Annotated in this window: 19 protein-coding genes and 2 riboswitches; of the genes, 12 read left to right on the top strand and 7 right to left on the bottom strand. The window is 69.1% G+C overall.

The features are described from left to right. Positions 1-12: 12 nt before the first annotated feature. Both ccsA and E4P38_RS23690 read left to right on the top strand, forming a co-directional pair. Positions 13-669: a cytochrome c biogenesis protein CcsA gene (gene ccsA / locus E4P38_RS23310; RefSeq protein ID WP_245160701.1), complete on the top strand. Its 657-nt coding sequence runs from the start codon at positions 13-15 to the stop codon at positions 667-669. Beyond that, a riboswitch (cyclic di-AMP (ydaO/yuaA leader) is annotated at positions 641-791 on the top strand. Its footprint overlaps the gene before it by 29 nt. A 14-nt stretch (positions 792-805) precedes the next feature. Next, on the top strand, positions 806-1642 hold the full coding sequence (locus E4P38_RS23690; protein ID WP_280791031.1) for a M23 family metallopeptidase: 837 nt from the start codon (positions 806-808) through the stop codon (positions 1640-1642). 16 nt (positions 1643-1658) lie between these two features. On the opposite strand, the gene E4P38_RS00525 is transcribed toward E4P38_RS23690, so the two are convergent. From E4P38_RS00525 to E4P38_RS23295, 6 genes are all read right to left on the bottom strand, one after another. Beyond that, positions 1659-2372 carry a M23 family metallopeptidase gene (locus tag E4P38_RS00525; RefSeq protein ID WP_135129770.1) on the bottom strand — a complete coding sequence of 238 codons (714 nt, stop codon included), beginning with the start codon at positions 2370-2372 and terminating at the stop codon, positions 1659-1661. A gap of 21 nt (positions 2373-2393) precedes the next feature. Continuing rightward, the gene (locus E4P38_RS00520; protein WP_135129769.1) at positions 2394-2705 is read right to left on the bottom strand and encodes a cytochrome c biogenesis protein ResB; all 312 of its coding nucleotides are present in this window, start codon (positions 2703-2705) and stop codon (positions 2394-2396) included. 248 nt (positions 2706-2953) lie between these two features. Continuing rightward, positions 2954-3496, bottom strand: a complete 543-nt coding sequence (locus E4P38_RS00515; protein WP_209308852.1) for a hypothetical protein — start codon at positions 3494-3496, stop codon at positions 2954-2956. Between the two features lie 174 nt (positions 3497-3670). Further along, positions 3671-4609, bottom strand: a complete 939-nt coding sequence (locus E4P38_RS00510) for a M56 family metallopeptidase (protein WP_135129768.1) — start codon at positions 4607-4609, stop codon at positions 3671-3673. Then, complete coding sequence (locus E4P38_RS00505) at positions 4606-4968, bottom strand: BlaI/MecI/CopY family transcriptional regulator (RefSeq protein ID WP_135129767.1); 363 nt, start codon at positions 4966-4968, stop codon at positions 4606-4608. The genes E4P38_RS00510 and E4P38_RS00505 overlap by 4 nt, the downstream gene beginning before the upstream one ends. Positions 4969-5084: 116 nt before the next feature. Further along, entirely contained in the window at positions 5085-5534 is a 450-nt protein-coding gene (locus E4P38_RS23295) for a TlpA disulfide reductase family protein (protein ID WP_280791037.1), read from the bottom strand. A gap of 377 nt (positions 5535-5911) precedes the next feature. Then, positions 5912-6074, top strand: a riboswitch (cyclic di-AMP (ydaO/yuaA leader). A 13-nt stretch (positions 6075-6087) separates the two neighbouring features. Between E4P38_RS23295 and E4P38_RS00495 the strand changes: the two genes are divergently transcribed. The 6 genes from E4P38_RS00495 (at position 6088) to E4P38_RS00470 (ending at position 10831) form a co-directional block, all read left to right on the top strand. Further along, the gene (locus tag E4P38_RS00495) at positions 6088-7134 is read left to right on the top strand and encodes a C40 family peptidase (RefSeq protein ID WP_245160700.1); all 1047 of its coding nucleotides are present in this window, start codon (positions 6088-6090) and stop codon (positions 7132-7134) included. A gap of 104 nt (positions 7135-7238) precedes the next feature. Then, complete coding sequence (locus tag E4P38_RS00490; RefSeq protein WP_135129765.1) at positions 7239-7649, top strand: DUF6153 family protein; 411 nt, start codon at positions 7239-7241, stop codon at positions 7647-7649. Between the two features lie 75 nt (positions 7650-7724). Continuing rightward, the gene (locus E4P38_RS00485; protein WP_135129764.1) at positions 7725-8348 is read left to right on the top strand and encodes a DUF305 domain-containing protein; all 624 of its coding nucleotides are present in this window, start codon (positions 7725-7727) and stop codon (positions 8346-8348) included. A 178-nt stretch (positions 8349-8526) separates the two neighbouring features. Then, complete coding sequence (locus E4P38_RS00480) at positions 8527-9075, top strand: TlpA disulfide reductase family protein (RefSeq protein ID WP_245160699.1); 549 nt, start codon at positions 8527-8529, stop codon at positions 9073-9075. Continuing rightward, entirely contained in the window at positions 9072-9944 is an 873-nt protein-coding gene (locus E4P38_RS00475) for a cytochrome c biogenesis protein CcdA (RefSeq protein ID WP_245160698.1), read from the top strand. Before E4P38_RS00480 ends, E4P38_RS00475 begins: the two co-directional genes overlap by 4 nt. Continuing rightward, complete coding sequence (locus E4P38_RS00470; RefSeq protein ID WP_245160697.1) at positions 9941-10831, top strand: F510_1955 family glycosylhydrolase; 891 nt, start codon at positions 9941-9943, stop codon at positions 10829-10831. Before E4P38_RS00475 ends, E4P38_RS00470 begins: the two co-directional genes overlap by 4 nt. Before the next feature lie 32 nt (positions 10832-10863). Here E4P38_RS00470 and E4P38_RS00465 read toward each other — a convergent pair whose 3' ends face one another. Then, the gene (locus tag E4P38_RS00465) at positions 10864-11271 is read right to left on the bottom strand and encodes a four-helix bundle copper-binding protein (RefSeq protein ID WP_135129763.1); all 408 of its coding nucleotides are present in this window, start codon (positions 11269-11271) and stop codon (positions 10864-10866) included. 172 nt (positions 11272-11443) lie between these two features. Here E4P38_RS00465 and E4P38_RS00460 point away from each other — a divergent pair, with 172 nt between their 5' ends. From E4P38_RS00460 to E4P38_RS00445, 4 genes are all read left to right on the top strand, one after another. Continuing rightward, positions 11444-11749, top strand: coding sequence for a metal-sensitive transcriptional regulator (locus E4P38_RS00460; RefSeq protein WP_135129762.1), 306 nt, complete (start codon positions 11444-11446; stop codon positions 11747-11749). A 76-nt stretch (positions 11750-11825) separates the two neighbouring features. Next, the gene (locus E4P38_RS00455; RefSeq protein WP_135129761.1) at positions 11826-12035 is read left to right on the top strand and encodes a heavy-metal-associated domain-containing protein; all 210 of its coding nucleotides are present in this window, start codon (positions 11826-11828) and stop codon (positions 12033-12035) included. A 63-nt stretch (positions 12036-12098) separates the two neighbouring features. Beyond that, on the top strand, positions 12099-12305 hold the full coding sequence (locus E4P38_RS00450; protein WP_135129760.1) for a hypothetical protein: 207 nt from the start codon (positions 12099-12101) through the stop codon (positions 12303-12305). Continuing rightward, positions 12305-14674: a heavy metal translocating P-type ATPase gene (locus tag E4P38_RS00445; protein ID WP_135129759.1), complete on the top strand. Its 2370-nt coding sequence runs from the start codon at positions 12305-12307 to the stop codon at positions 14672-14674. Before E4P38_RS00450 ends, E4P38_RS00445 begins: the two co-directional genes overlap by 1 nt. Positions 14675-14688: the final 14 nt, after the last annotated feature.

Genomic DNA, 14688 nt, shown 5'->3' with positions numbered 1-14688 from the left:
GCGGCGGGACCCTTGGTCGCCGCACTCCGATCGGCGTGGCTTGCCGTTCACGTGACCGCGGCAATGGTCGGCTTCGGCACCTTCATGGTCAGCGGTATCGCCAACGCGCTGTATCTCCTCCGCCTCCGTGATCTCCTCCGCCTCCGTGCCGACGGGGCCTCGCGTCCGGCCGGCGGCCCGATCTCCGGCTGGACCTCCCGTCACTCGAGCGCGGCGGCGCTGGATGCGGTCGGGCACCGCACCGCTGTGTTCGGCTTCCCCATCTGGACGTTCGCCGTCATCGCTGGCGCCATCTGGGCAGAGAGTGCCTGGGGACGATTCTGGGGCTGGGACCCGAAGGAGACCTGGGCGTTCATCGCCTGGGTCATGTACGCCGCGTACCTGCACGCTCGATCGACGGGCGGGCTGGCGCGGCCGACCCGCAGCCTGGATCAACGTGGTCGGCCCGACCGCCATGACCTTCAACCTGCTCTACGTGAACTACCTAGCGACGGGCCTGCACTCCTACGCCGGCTCGTGACCACGAGGCTCTCTGGCCCGACCGCGGGCTGGGTGCCTGGTGAGCACAAGTGTCAACTAAGTCGCATCGTAGTAGTGTCGGAATCTGTCCACCGGGCACCGCTCCTCGACCGAGGACCTCGGAAGGACACCGCCGAACCGTCGCGGTGACACGTGACGGACCGGGGACCCATGGATCCCCTGGGGTGAATCCTGCGCGCTCTTCCCGCGCCAGGTAGGGCACTTCCAGCCCGAACCCGTCAGCTAACTCGGTAGGCGGTCAGGAAGAAACGGAGAGCCGCCACCTGTGGCGACCCTGAACCACGCACGACTTCTCGGCGACGACGCGGCGCCCCCGGTCACCGGCACGGCCGCGCTCGCCTCGGCTGCAATCCCTCGAAGAGCGGCAGCTCGGCCAGGTGCGCTGCTCGCCGTCGCCACAGCCGGCTTGCTCGGTATGACCGTCCTCGTTGCAGGCGAGCCGCCCGCGGCGGCGCAGGGCGCGCAACCGGACTCGCGATCGGTGAGCGTGGCCAGGGCCTTGGGGATCGACTCCTCCAGCCCCCTGGAGGATCGATCGCTGACCCGCGAGGGCGACCTGCTCGAGCAGCTCGCGGTCAGCAGAGCAGAGCGTGAGACGGAGCAGGCTGCTGCAGCCCAGGCGCAAGGCCAGGCCGAGCAGGCCGCGCGCGCGGAGGCTGAGGCGAGGGCGGCGGCTGAGGCGAAGGCGGCGGCAGAGGCCGCCAGGCCCACCGCGGTGATGCCCGTCGACGCCGCACGTATGACTAGTTCCTTCGGCCCGCGCTGGGGAACGCTGCACGCCGGGGTAGATCTCGCCGCACCGATGATGACGCCCGAGTTCGCGGCGATGGACGGAATCGTGCTCCAAGCCGGACCGGCCTCCGGGTTCGGGCTGGCTGTCTACATCCAGCACGCCAACGGCGACGTGACCGTCTACGGCCACATGGAGAAGATCCTGGTCTCGGCCGGTCAGGTCGTCCGGGCCGGCGACACCATCGCACTGGTCGGAAATCGCGGCCAGTCCACTGGGCCGCACCTTCATTTCGAGGTTCGCATCGGGGGTCTCAACGGGGAACCGGTCGACCCGCTGGGCTACCTGCGTCAGTGGGGCGTCCAGATTTAACAGGCCTAGTGGGCTCTCACAACGTGATGCCCTGCTCGGCCAACCAGTCGATGGGATCGACCCGTCGACCGTCGAGTCCACCGGCCCACACCTCGAAATGAAGGTGCGGGCCTGTGGAGAACCCTCGCGATCCGACGCGGGCGATGAGCTGACCGCTCTCCACCTGCTGGCCGGTCTCGACGAGCACTTCCTCCATGTGTCCGTACACCGTCACGTCGCCGTTGAGGTGCTGGATGTAGACCACATTCCCGTACCCGGAGGCCGGCCCGGCCTCGAGGACCGTGCCGGCAGCCGCCGCATACTCCGGCGTCATCATCGGTGCGGCGATGTCGATGCCCCAGTGCATCTCCCCCCAGCGCATCGTGAAGGCGGTCGTGAGGCGCCCGCGCAGCGGGAGGCTTCGCCGCTGTGCTTCCTCGGCCTCGCGCACGGCTCGGCTCGCCTGGACCTCGTCGAGTCGGGCGGAGGCTGCCATGAGGGCCACGTTGCGCCGGGGGTCCGTCTCCTCGGCGAACTCTGCCGCGTCTCCTGAGCCGAGCCCGTAGGCCGCGCTGACGTCGAGCGGCTGGGTGTCGGGGGCCGAACCGTTGACGGTGACCACCCCTGCTAGGACTGCGCCGAGCGCCGCCGCGGCCAGCAGGGCCGGAGCCCGGTCGCTGACCGCTCCCGGTGGGTGCGCGCGTCGGCCACGTCGACCCGACCATGACCGCACCTCGAGCCCCCTGTTCATTACTACGCTGCTTCGTAGACCCTAGGGGGGGACCAAGCCGCCGCAAAGAAGGCGCGCAGCGTCACGCCGGAGTCGTGGCTGGTGTGGCGCGTGAGGCGTCGTCCGAGGGAGCAGGCAGCCCAGGAGTGAGGTGAACAGCAGGAGGTATACCGCGGCGAACCACGGGCTTGAGAACACCTCGAACATGCCCATGCGGTCCAGGACGGGCGCGAGACCGGGGTGGTCGCGGTAATACATCGCCACAGAGCTGGGGCTGAGTGACCGTTGGGGGAGTAGCGAATCTGGCACCGCGGCCAGAGCGAGCAGGAACAGCAGGATGATCGCCGTCCGCATGCTCGTCAGCGCCCGCCACCATCGACGCACCCACCGGCCCGGCCGCCGCACCAAGCGGACGCCGCTTCCTACGATGCCGGCGCCTGGGCGATCGCGCAGGAGCGTCACGTGCCGTACCCGGGCAATCCGACCAGCGGAGCACCGGCCCCCGCGAGACGCATGCCCGCGAGCCTACTAGGCTTCATAGTAGAGCGCCTCAGAGTCAGGCGACAGTGCGATCCGCCGGCCGGCGAGCACGCTCCGTGCGTTCAGTCGGGGGCGGCGTTCGCCCTCTGCGGTTCGAGGGTTGCGGTGAGGGAAGACGACGGTTCGGAGGCCGAGGACTCAGCATCAGCCTCGCGCGACCTGCCCGCGGCAGCGGAGGCGTCCGGGCGTGGTGATCCACTTACCGAGCAGGCGTACTCATTGGTGAGTCGACGTCGCAGCACCCAGAACAAGCCCACGACGGTCAGCACTGCGAGTACGGGCTGGAGCGGCGCCCAGATGGTCATGGCGCCCGACGCGCCCAGCGTCGCGACGACGAGCTTGTTGCATACCGGGCAGCCGACGGCGAATGCCCCGAAGAGCCCGCCTCCGGTGGCCGCGACGGCCCCGCTCCGCGCGGAGTCGTCGCCAAGCCGACGGATGTAGGTCGCAGTGACCAGGCCGCCGAGGATCGACGTGGCCGCCCAGCCGGGGTAGTTCCACCACTGGATCGGCGTCATGCGGGTGTACAGCGGCGTCGGGATGATTCCGGTCGGAACGCCCACGGCCAGGGCCAGGGCGACCGTTGCGATGAGCGCCACGGCCACGCGTCGAGGTGGCCAGAGGTCTCGGAGGGATGTTCCCCCGCGGCGACTGGTCATGGTGCCGATCGACGGGTGGTCTTCATCTGACCCCTCCGCGTCCTCGCGTTCGTCACGGTCCGACCGCCCGGAGGGCTGCCGCGGGCGGTTGCACTACCGCGCATAGTAGTCGGGCGGAGCTCAGGTGACGACGCAGCCGACCATGTTCAATGCCAGCCATCCGGCGGCCGCCGGGAGCATGAGCGCGCCGAGGGAAATGGCGACGCATCCCACTAGGCGTAGACCCCGGTGTCCCGCAGGCTTGCCTGTCCCCAGACGCGAGAGTCGAGCCTGCGTCAATCGTCCAGCCATGCCCAGCCCGAGAGCGGGAGCGGCTTGCCCTGTCAGTCGGCTCAGCGCCTCACGAACGGCGTCCGACCCGCAGCGCCGAGCCGCTTGAGCATCGGCCGCAAGCTCGACGAGATCCTTGATGGCGTTCGGGGCAGCTCGCAGCAACGGGCAGATTGGTAGGGCCGTCGCAAAAATTTCCGCTACGGCGATGAGCGCGTGATGCCGCCCACGGAGGTGCGCTCGTTCGTGCTCGAGCGCGGCGGCCAACGCCTCCGGCGAGAGACGGTCCCGAAGGCTGTCGCTCATGACGATCAGACCCGGACGACCGCCGATGGACATGGCGAGTGGCCGATCGTCGCGAACCCACAGGGGCTCCTCCGGATCTGCACGGCCGGCCAATAGGCGAAGCTGGGCCACGTGCGGTGCTTGCGCGCGGAGGCGCCCGATCCGCCGGTTGGTGGCCCACGCGAGCCTCAGCAGGATGGCTGTTGCGCCGAGAACGCTCAACGCTCCTAGAGCCTCTCGCCATCTCGGAACGGATCCCGAGGAGATTGCCGTCCAACATCCTCCGGCCAACCGGAAGATGCCCGAGGAGTGGTGCTCGTCAGCGGGGAGCGCCAACAGGCTGATCGTGGCCACCGCGGACGCCACCAGTCCCACGGTGGTCAGCAGCCACCCGGTCAACACGACCGTCGGGTCGACGCGCCTGTCTGCCAGCCACATCAGCGGCCGGTGGCCATGGAGACCCACCACCGCACTGCCCACCAGGAGGGCGAGAATCCCGGTCACGACTCAGATTCGCGGCGCGCCAACGCATCGCGCAGGACTGCCGACTCCTCCTCGGTGGCCGTCTCGGCGAAGTGCAGGAGAACGGACTGAGGATCGTCGGAGGCGTCCAGGATCTCCCGCAACGAGGCGGCTGCCGCTCCCTGCCGTGTGAGCGTCGGGCGATAGCTGAAGGCCCGACCGGCGGGCTCTCTGTCGGCCATGCCCTTGCGGTGCAGGTTGGTCAAGACCGTCATGACGGTCGTGTAGGCCAGGTTTCGCTTCGCAGGCATCCGGTCCAGAACTCCCCGGACGGTGAGGGGCCCGTCGGCTGACCACAGGACGTCCATCACGGCCGCCTCGAGCGTGCCCAAGCGTGGCATGCCGTGTTCTCCCCTCGTCGGTGAGGAACTGGCTCCCGAACACCAGCCGACACCGTCAACGACAAACTACTTGTGCGGATAGTAGCGGCGGGATCTCCGAGGCCCGAGATGGCGAGCTACCTCGTCGGCCCTTCGGTAGGGGGCGTCTCCATCAATGCATCCATGAGTGACGCCAGCTCGGAGGCGTCCATCTGGCCGATCTGCTTGGCGACGATCCGTCCGCTGGCGTCGACCGCGAGGGTCACGGGAAGGCCAGGAACGCCCAGGGCGTCGAGCAAGGCGCCGTCCGTGTCCACCGCATGGGGGTAGTCGGCCCCGATCGTGGAGGCGAAGTCGATGGCCACGGACGGCTCGTCGCGCGTGACGATCCCCAGGAAGCGGATCTGGTCCCCGTCCTCCTCGAAGGCGTCCTGCAGCAAGGGCATCTCCTCGCGGCAGGGTCCACACCAACTGGCCCACAGGTTGATGAGCGTCGGGCGTCCTGCCAGGTGAGTGAGGGACACGTCCGGTCCCGCGCCGAGGCACGGCAGTTGAAGATCCGGTAGGCCGCCCTGGTCGGATCCCACTCCCGCGTCGCCGACCGCATCGCAGCTGGCGACGTCGGCCGCGTCGTACGTCTGCGCCGAAGCTGCCGCGTCGCTCCTGGTGTCTGGGGAGGTGCACCCGCTCAGGGCCACCGCTGCCGCAAGGAGAAGGGCGCTGCGGTGCAGCGGATGACGGCTGTGGGACAACAACGATCCTGACGTGCGGCGGAGGTCGTCCTACTACCCTACATAGGGGTCTGCTGACCGGCCTCGATGTCGCGTCCCCGATGGTCGCCTCCCCGGGTTCGGGGTCACGAACAGGGCCAACTATGTGACACGCATAGGACCTGTTGTCACGGAAAGGTAACGCCGCTATCTTCGGTTGGTCCGGTCGCTCAGCTGCTCCCGCAGGGGGCCCGGCCTGGACGCCGCCGAGCCCGTGTCGCATCCATCGCGTCCGGGGCCGGGGACCCACCGCAGCACTGGGGTGAATCCTGGATCGCCGAACCTTTCGGCGCCCGGGTAGGGCGACTTCCCGCCCGAATCCGTCAGCTAACTCGGTAGGCGGCCATGGAAGACAGGAGAGCCGCCACTCGTGGCGACTGCACAGCACTCGCGCGCGCCCCGCTATGTCCGACGTCCTCAGCGCTCGACCTTCATGGTCCTCATGTCCCTTGCTGGGGCGGGCGTCATCGGGCTGTCGCCGATCACGGCGGCCGCCGCACCCGGTGATCCGGGTACCGCGGAGGAGGCGGCCTCGCTGGTCGCCGAACGAGGTCATCAACTTGAAGCGCTGACCGAGGAGTTCAACGAGGCGCGGGAGATCCTTGCCACGCAGCAGCGCGCGGTCTCCGCAGCCGCGGACCAGATCGCAGCGGCAGACGCGGAGCTCGCGACCCTCAGGGATCAGCTCGCCGGAGTCGCGGAATCCGCTTACACCGGCGGAGGGATGACGTCCCTGAGCGCCTTCATGACCAGTAGCTCCCCGGAGGACCTGCTCGACCGAGTTTCCTTCCTCGAAACTGTCGCCGGCCACCACAATGACCTCCTCGAGCGGGTCAGCGCTGCCCGGACGGCGGCTCAGGACGCACGTACCGCGGCCGACGTAGCGGCTGCCGAGGCGCAGGCCCAGGTCAACGCGGTGGCCGCCAAGCAGACCGAGCTCGAGTCGCAGATCGCCGCATTCCAGCAGCAGTACAACTCTCTGAGTACCGAGGAACAGCAGCAGGCCGACGACGCGCATGGCGGCGCATCCCTGGAGGCGCCGCCACCGGCCACGGTGGCCGCGGGTAGCGCGGCCGCTCAGACCATCGTCGACACTGCCATGGCCCAGCTGGGGGACCCCTACGTGTGGGCGGCCGCCGGCCCGGACTCGTTCGACTGCTCCGGCCTGACGCAGTACGCGTTCGCGGCCGCGGGCGTACAGCTGCCGCACTCCAGCAAGATGCAATCGACGATGGGACAGGCGGTCGCACGTGCCGACCTCCAGCCCGGTGACCTCGTCTACTTCTACAGCCCGGTCAGTCACATCGGCATCTACATCGGCGGCGGCAAGATGGTGCACGCATCGACGTCCGGTGAGCCGGTGAAGGTGGGAAGCGTCGACATGGCGGGGTACGCGGGAGCCCGGCGAGTCCTCTGATCCGGGCGCGCTGCCTCCTCGGCGCGCGCGGCACGTACTACGGCCCGTAGTACGGTGTGGACCAGAGCGGAAGACGGGGAGGGGGACCGGTGCGACGACTGTCCGTGCTGCTCCTCCTTGCTGCCGTGCTGTCCATGCACGGCATCCCGGCCATGGCCGCCGAGGGCTCCACAGCACCGGCCATGACGCATGCGCCGTACGCTTCGGCGACGTCCGCGGTGGCCGACAGCGTGGCCGGCCTCAGTGCCGACGACGGTGCCGCCGTGCACCCATTCGTCGCAGGGGATGTCGCGCCTGACGGGCAGTCAGCTCCTCACGAAATGGCGATGCATGCCTTTGCCGCCTGCCTTGCGGTCATCCTCGCCGGCATCGGCCTGCTGACTGCCGCCATCTTCGCCCGTCGAGGGGACATGGCTGCCGTTCGCACTGTGCTCGGCGGAGTGCCGTGGGCACGCGGCTGGTTCAGGCCACCTCGCCCACCGGATCTGTCCGCACTCTGTCTGCTGCGGATCTAGGCCGAAGACCGCTCCCCGGACCCGCTGTCCGGGGCCGATCTGGCATGCCTACATCCCATTGACAGGAGTAACGCAATGACTCGCACGACCACTCGACTCGTCCGCCTGGCCGGCGGCCTTCTCATCGGTGCCGTCGTCCTGGCCGGCTGTTCTGACGACAATGCCGGTTCCAATGCCGCCAGCAGCAGCAGCGCGGAATCCGCCGACGAGGCGACCGCCCACAACAACGCCGACGTCACCTTCGTCCAGGGGATGATTCCGCACCACCAGGGCGCACTCGCGATGGCCCAGCTCGCCGACGGTCGCGCCCAAGACCCTCGGGTCATCGATCTGGCCGGCCGGATCGAGGCTGCCCAGGACCCGGAGATCGAGACCATGACGGGGTGGCTGGAGACCTGGGGCGAGCCGGCGCCGGAGTCCATGGACATGGAGGGCATGGACCACAGCTCTGGATCCATGGACATGGGCAGCATGTCCGAGGAGGACATGGCCACGCTCGAAGCGGCGTCCGGTGCCGAGTTCGACCGCATGTTCCTCGAGATGATGACCGAGCACCACCGTGGCGCCGTAGAGATGGCACAGACGGAGATCGCCGACGGGTCCAATCAGGACGCCGTGGAACTCGCCTCCAACATCGTCGAGTCGCAGACGGCGGAGATCGAGGAGATGCAGAGCCTGCTGAGCGAGCTCGGCGGCTGATCCGTCCCCGGGTGGCGCTGCCGGTTGCTAGCCGGCAGCGCCACCCATCCACTCTGCTCGGTCACCCATCAGAGACGTGGGTGGCAACGTCAAGGGTCCGGAGGACTCGATGCGCGATCCCGTCCCACAGCGGACGCGTCCCCGTCGGCAGTGGCGTTTGAGGGTTCTCGTCGTCCCGGTGATCGCCACGGTGGGCCTGGCCGGCTGCTCGTCCGGCGCCACGGCAGGCTCGGGAGCGAGCGAGTACAGCTTCACCGGCGCAACTGAGGCCGCCCACGTGATCAACCCGGCCGACCGTGCGGTGGCCCCGCCGTTTGAAGGAGAACTTCTCGACGGGACGCCTTTCGACTCGGAAGAGCTGGCGGGCGACATCGCCGTCATCAACTTCTGGGGGTCCTGGTGCGCCCCCTGTCGCGTCGAGACCCCTGATCTCCAGGCCGTCTACACCGAAGTGCGGGATCAGGGGGTCCAGTTCCTCGGCGTGGACGTCAAGGACGACCGCCAGCTCGCCCGTGCATTCATGTCGAACGTGGGCGCCGAATACCCGTCCCTGTTCGACCCGCGGGGAGAAGTCGCGCTCGCGTTCCGCGGATTTCCGGCCAACGTGGTGCCGTCGACCATCGTCGTCGACCGCGAGGGTCGCGTGGCAGCCGTCTACACCGGAGCGGTGTCGCGTGAGGACCTTCGAACGGCGCTCACCAACCTGCTGAAGGAGACTGGCTCGTGACCGGTCTCGCGGAAGACCTCGCCGGAATCGTGACCGACGGATCGCTGCTGCTGGCGATGGCAGTGGCGGCCCTGGTCGGACTGATCAGTTTCGCGTCACCGTGCTGCCTCCCATTGGTCCCCGGTTACCTCAGCTACATCGCGGGACTGGCGGGCTCGGACGCGACGGACGGGAGCGAGCCACCACGGGCGCCGGTCCCTGGAGAGCCGGCCACCGGCGAGGCGCCTGGCGGGGGCGTTCCGACCAGCACGGCCGTGCTCCCTGCGGCGGTCAAGCGGCGCGGCAGACATCGCGTGCTTCTCGGCTCCTTCCTGTTCGTCCTCGGGTTCAGCGCCGTCTTCATCTCCTTCGGCGCACTCTTCGGAGGTCTCGGGCGTCTCCTGCTCGAGTGGGCTCCGGTCCTCACCCGGGTCGCAGGCGTGGTCACGATCGGCATGGGACTGGCCTTCCTCGGCTGGCTCCCGTGGCTTCAGCGAGAGCGTCGGTTCCAGCACCGTCCGACGGGAGGCCTGGGCGGCGCTCCGGTGCTGGGAGTCGTGTTCGGGCTGGGCTGGACTCCGTGCCTCGGACCCACGCTCGCCGCCGTGAATACCCTGGCCTACACCGAGGCGTCCGCGCTCCGGGGCGCCGTGCTCGGGTTGTCGTATTGCCTGGGGTTGGGCATCCCGTTCCTGGCGATGGCGCTCGGGGCCCGCCGTGCCGTCGGCATGTCCGCCTGGGCCCGCCGTCATGCCCGGTCGGTGATGCGAGTGGGCGGTGGACTCCTGGTCGTACTCGGGCTCCTGTTGCTGACCGGGCTGTGGGACGGATTGATGATCTGGCTGCGGGCGTGGCTCGCCGCCACCGGATTAGGGACGTCGTTCTTGTGAACTGGGCCTTGCCGCTCGCGCGGCACCGCATCGAGTCGCGGGCCGTGCGCTGCAGCGCCGTAGTCGTCAGCGTTGCGCTGACTCTGACGGCCTGTGGCTCATCGGCCGCTGATGACTCACCGTCCGAGGCGTCAGCGGCGGGATCCTTTCCCTTCGCGCACGTCCACGGCGTTGCGGTGGATCCTGCTGATGATTCCGTGGTCATCGCAACGCACGAGGGTCTGTACAGGCTTGACGAGGATGCAGCGTCGACCAGGGTGGGGCCGACGATCGACCTGATGGGCTTCGCCGTGGCCGGTCCCGGTCACTACTTCGCGTCCGGGCACCCCGGTAGTGGCGTCGACCTGCCTCAGCCGGTCGGCCTGATCGAGAGCACCGACGGCGGTGAGACCTGGACGCCGCTCTCGCGGCAGGGTCAGTCGGACTTTCATGCGCTCACGGTCAGCGCGTCCGGTGTCCTGGGCTTCGACGGCTCCCTGGCGCGCAGCGGCGACGGCCGGGAATGGCAGGAACTCGAGATTCCCGCCGAGCCCGCCTCCCTTTCAGCTTCGCCGGACGGTCAGCGGGTGCTCGCGACGACCCAGCAGGGTCTGCTCCGTTCGAACGACGCGGGAGCTTCCTGGTCACTCGTGGACGGGGCGCCGGTGTTGCAGCTGGTCGGCTGGGGCGCCGACGAGAGCGCCGTGGGGGTCAGGCCGGATGGCACCGTCTTCACCAGCGCTGACGGAGGCAGGACATGGCAGGACACCACCGCGCTCAGGGCTGCTCCGCAAGCTCTGTACGTGGGCACTGGGGATGGCGCCTCCCGCGTGATCGCGGTGACGACGGCCGCTGTTCTCGATTCACGGGACGGTGGGAAGACCTTCGCTGTCCTACTCGAGTTGTGAACCCGAAAGTCGGCGAAGGCATCCGACAGGTCCTAGCCGAGCGCGGTGATGAGCTCGCGGCACGCTTGTTCGCAACGACGGCAGGACTCCGCGCAGACCCGGCAGTGCTCGTGCATGTCGGCGTGATGAGCGCACTCGTCGCCGCATGCCTTGCATGCGGCAGCGCAGGACTCCAGGACTGCGCGCGTCAGGTTGGCGTCGTAGCCCGTGTGCCGAGACAGCACGCGGCCGGTGGTGTCGCAGACGTCCGCGCAGTCCAGGTTGGTCCGGATGCACTTCGTCAGCTCGGCGACCATGTCCTCGCTCAGACAGGCGTCCGCGCACGCCGTGCACACTTGCGCGCACTCGTAGCAGGCCTCGATGCACGCCTGCAGCTTCGAGCGGTCGACGCCGCCGAGGTCCTTCGGATAGGTGTCCAGCATCTGTCCCGCAACGCTCACGGTGGGCTCCTCTCGGTGTCGACGGGACTGCTGGCTGCGCCCGCGAAGGCCGACCTTGTGGCACTACCCGCTCCTCGGAGGGGCACTCGTCCACTTGTTCGCGCCTTCCTTGACGAAACACCCTAGGGGGGTATGGTGTTAGTCGAGACATTGCGACAGAGGAGCGAGTGAAGTGGACAGCGCACACGTCGAGGGGCAGCACGGGTACATCCACCGCAAGGACGACTACCTCAAGCGGCTGCGTCGCATCGAAGGTCAGGCCCGCGGTCTGCAGCGCATGGTCGAAGACGAGAAGTACTGCATCGACATCCTCACGCAGGTGTCGGCGATGACGAAGGCACTCCAGTCGGTCGCCCTCGGCCTCCTCGAGGAACACATGAGCCACTGCGTCGTCCAGGCCGCTGTTGCGGGAGGCCCCGAAGCGGACGCCAAGGTCCGCGAGGCATCGGAGGCCATTGCGCGCCTCGTGCGCTCCTGATCCGCGCTTGCGGCACCCCCTCCACCAAGCCGGAAGACACCGGAACAACGAGATCGACCCGAAAGGACACCTTCAGATGAGCACGTCCACCTTCACCGTCGTCGGCATGACCTGCGGCCACTGCGTCAACTCGGTCAGTGAGGAGGTGAACCAGGTCCCCGGCGTGACGGGGGTGGACGTCGACCTCGCGAGCGGTGGCCTCACCGTGACGAGCGAGAGCGACGTCGACGAGGCCGCGGTGCGCGCCGCCGTCGAGGAGGCCGGCTACCAGGTCGCGACCGCCTGACAGCGTGCCGGGGTGCCGCGCCACCCGTGGCGGTGCGGCACCCAAACGGGCCGGGAGGAACTGATGAACACGCCCACCAAGCTCGGCGGCTACGGCGCCCTTCTGGCCGTGGTGTTTGCAGCAGCCTTCGGCGTCGGGACCGACCGCTCGGTCTCCGACGCCAACCAGCGCCGACTCAGGTCGGGAGAGGGCACGAGATGCAGAACGGTGAGAGCGACGGGCAGGCGTGGGAGCCACCGCGCGACGAGAACCGTGGAACGGGAGATCTGATGAGCGCCGCAACAGGTAAGACGACGCCGGCCTCTCCGGCCGGCGGCAACCAGGTCGACCTGGCGATCGGCGGCATGACCTGCGCATCGTGCGCGGCCCGCGTCGAGAAGCGGCTCAACAAGCTGGACGGCGTCACCGCCACGGTCAACTACGCGACGGAGAAGGCCCGGGTGTCGTTCGGGGCCGACGTCAGCCCGGAAGACCTGGTCGCCGCCGTCGAGAAAGCTGGGTACACGGCGCAGTTGCCGCAGCCGCCGCGCGCCGAGGATCCAGGCGCCGCAGGGGCCGACGCGAACGACCCCGTGCGCGCCCTTCGGCAGCGGCTCCTGATCTCCCTGACGCTGACCGTTCCCGTCATTGCAATGGCGATGATCCCTGCTCTCCAATTCACCTACTGGCAGTGGCTGTCCCTGACGCTGGCCGCACCGGTCGTCGTCTGGGGGGCCTGGCCGTTCCACCGTGCGGCCTGGACGAACCTGCGCCACGGCACGTCGACCATGGACACCCTGGTGTCGATGGGCACTCTCGCCGCGTTCGGGTGGTCCCTGTACGCGCTGTTCCTCGGGTCGGCCGGCACGCCGGGCATGACCCACCCGTTCGAACTCACGATCGCCGCGGGCGACGGCGCTGGGAACATCTACCTCGAGGTCGCGGCGGGCGTCACCACGGCCATCCTCGCCGGCCGGTACTTCGAGGCCCGCTCCAAGCGTCGGGCCGGGGCGGCCCTGCGGGCGCTGCTCGAGCTCGGTGTGAAGGACGTCGCCGTCCTGCGGAACGGCCGCGAGGAGAGGATCAGCGTCGAGCGCCTCGCCGTCGGCGATCTGTTCGTCGTCCGGCCGGGGGAGAAGATCGCCACGGACGGTGTCATCACCGAAGGTTCCTCAGCCGTCGACGCTTCGATGCTGACCGGCGAGTCCGTGCCGGTCGAGGTCACTTCGGGCGACTCGGTCGTGGGAGCGACCGTGAATGCCGGCGGACGCATCGTGGTTCGAGCCACGCGCATCGGCTCCGACACCCAGCTGGCCCAGATGGCCCGGCTCGTCGAGGAGGCGCAGAACGGCAAGGCCGAGGTGCAGCGCCTGGCAGACCGCGTCTCCGCCGTCTTCGTGCCGGTGGTCATCGCGCTTGCCGTGGCGACGCTCGGCTTCTGGCTCGGCATCGGCGCCGACGTGGCGGCCGGCTTCACCGCCACCGTCGCCGTCCTGATCATCGCCTGCCCCTGCGCGCTCGGGCTAGCGACTCCGACTGCCCTCATGGTCGGCACCGGACGCGGCGCGCAGCTGGGCATCCTCATCAAGGGCCCGGAGGTGCTGGAGTCCACCCGCAGGGTCGACACCGTCGTTCTGGACAAGACCGGAACGGTCACGACCGGCCGGATGACCCTGCTGGACGTCGTGGCCACCGACGGCGAGGACGCCGACACCGTCCTTCGGCTGGCCGGTGCGCTGGAGGACGCCTCCGAGCACCCGATCGCGCAGGCCATCACCAGGGGCGCCACCGAGCGCCTAGGGGACTTGGCGCCGGTCGAGAGCTTCACCAACGTGGAGGGGCTCGGCGTGCAGGGCCTCGTCGAGGGGCACTCGGTCGTCGTCGGTCGCAGCCGTCTGCTGGCCGAGTGGGCCCAGCACCTGCCGGCCGACCTCGAGGCTGCCAAGGCCTCCGCCGAGGCGGACGGCAGGACGGCCGTGGTCGTCGGCTGGGACGGGGCCGCCCGCGGAGTCCTGGTGGTGGCCGACGCCGTCAAGGACACCTCCGCGGAAGCCGTTCGGCAGCTGCGCGACCTCGGCTTGACACCTGTTCTCCTCACCGGGGACAACGAGACGGTGGCCCGCTCGGTGGCCTCCCAGGTCGGGATCGACCAGGTGATCGCCGAGGTCCTGCCGCAGGACAAGGTCGACGTCGTCAAGCGGCTGCAGGCAGAAGGCAAGGTCGTGGCGATGGTGGGCGACGGCGTCAACGACGCCGCAGCGCTCGCCCAGGCCGACCTCGGACTGGCCATGGGCACCGGCGCGGACGTCGCGATCGAGGCGAGCGATCTGACCCTCGTCCGCGGCGACCTGCGGGCTGCGGCAGACGCCATCAGGCTGTCGCGGAAAACCCTGAGCACGATCAAGGGAAACCTCTTCTGGGCCTTCGCTTACAACGTCGCCGCCCTGCCCTTGGCAGCAGCCGGGCTGCTCAATCCGCTTCTCGCCGGTGCCGCGATGGCCTTCTCGTCCGTGTTCGTCGTTTCCAACAGTCTGCGGCTGCGCCGGTTCAAGGCGCTGGCCTCCGCACGGGCGGACGGTGGCCCGGCCGCGGCGCGCCTGTCCCATGCCACGCAGAGCCAAGCCGCGGTGAGCTCGTCAGGCACCGCCAACCCCAATTGAGCCCAGCCACACGA

The organism is Blastococcus sp. CT_GayMR16 (assembly GCF_004570875.1).
Classification (GTDB): Bacteria; Actinomycetota; Actinomycetes; order Mycobacteriales; family Geodermatophilaceae; genus Blastococcus_B.
This window is presented reverse-complemented; position numbering and strand designations above follow the sequence as displayed.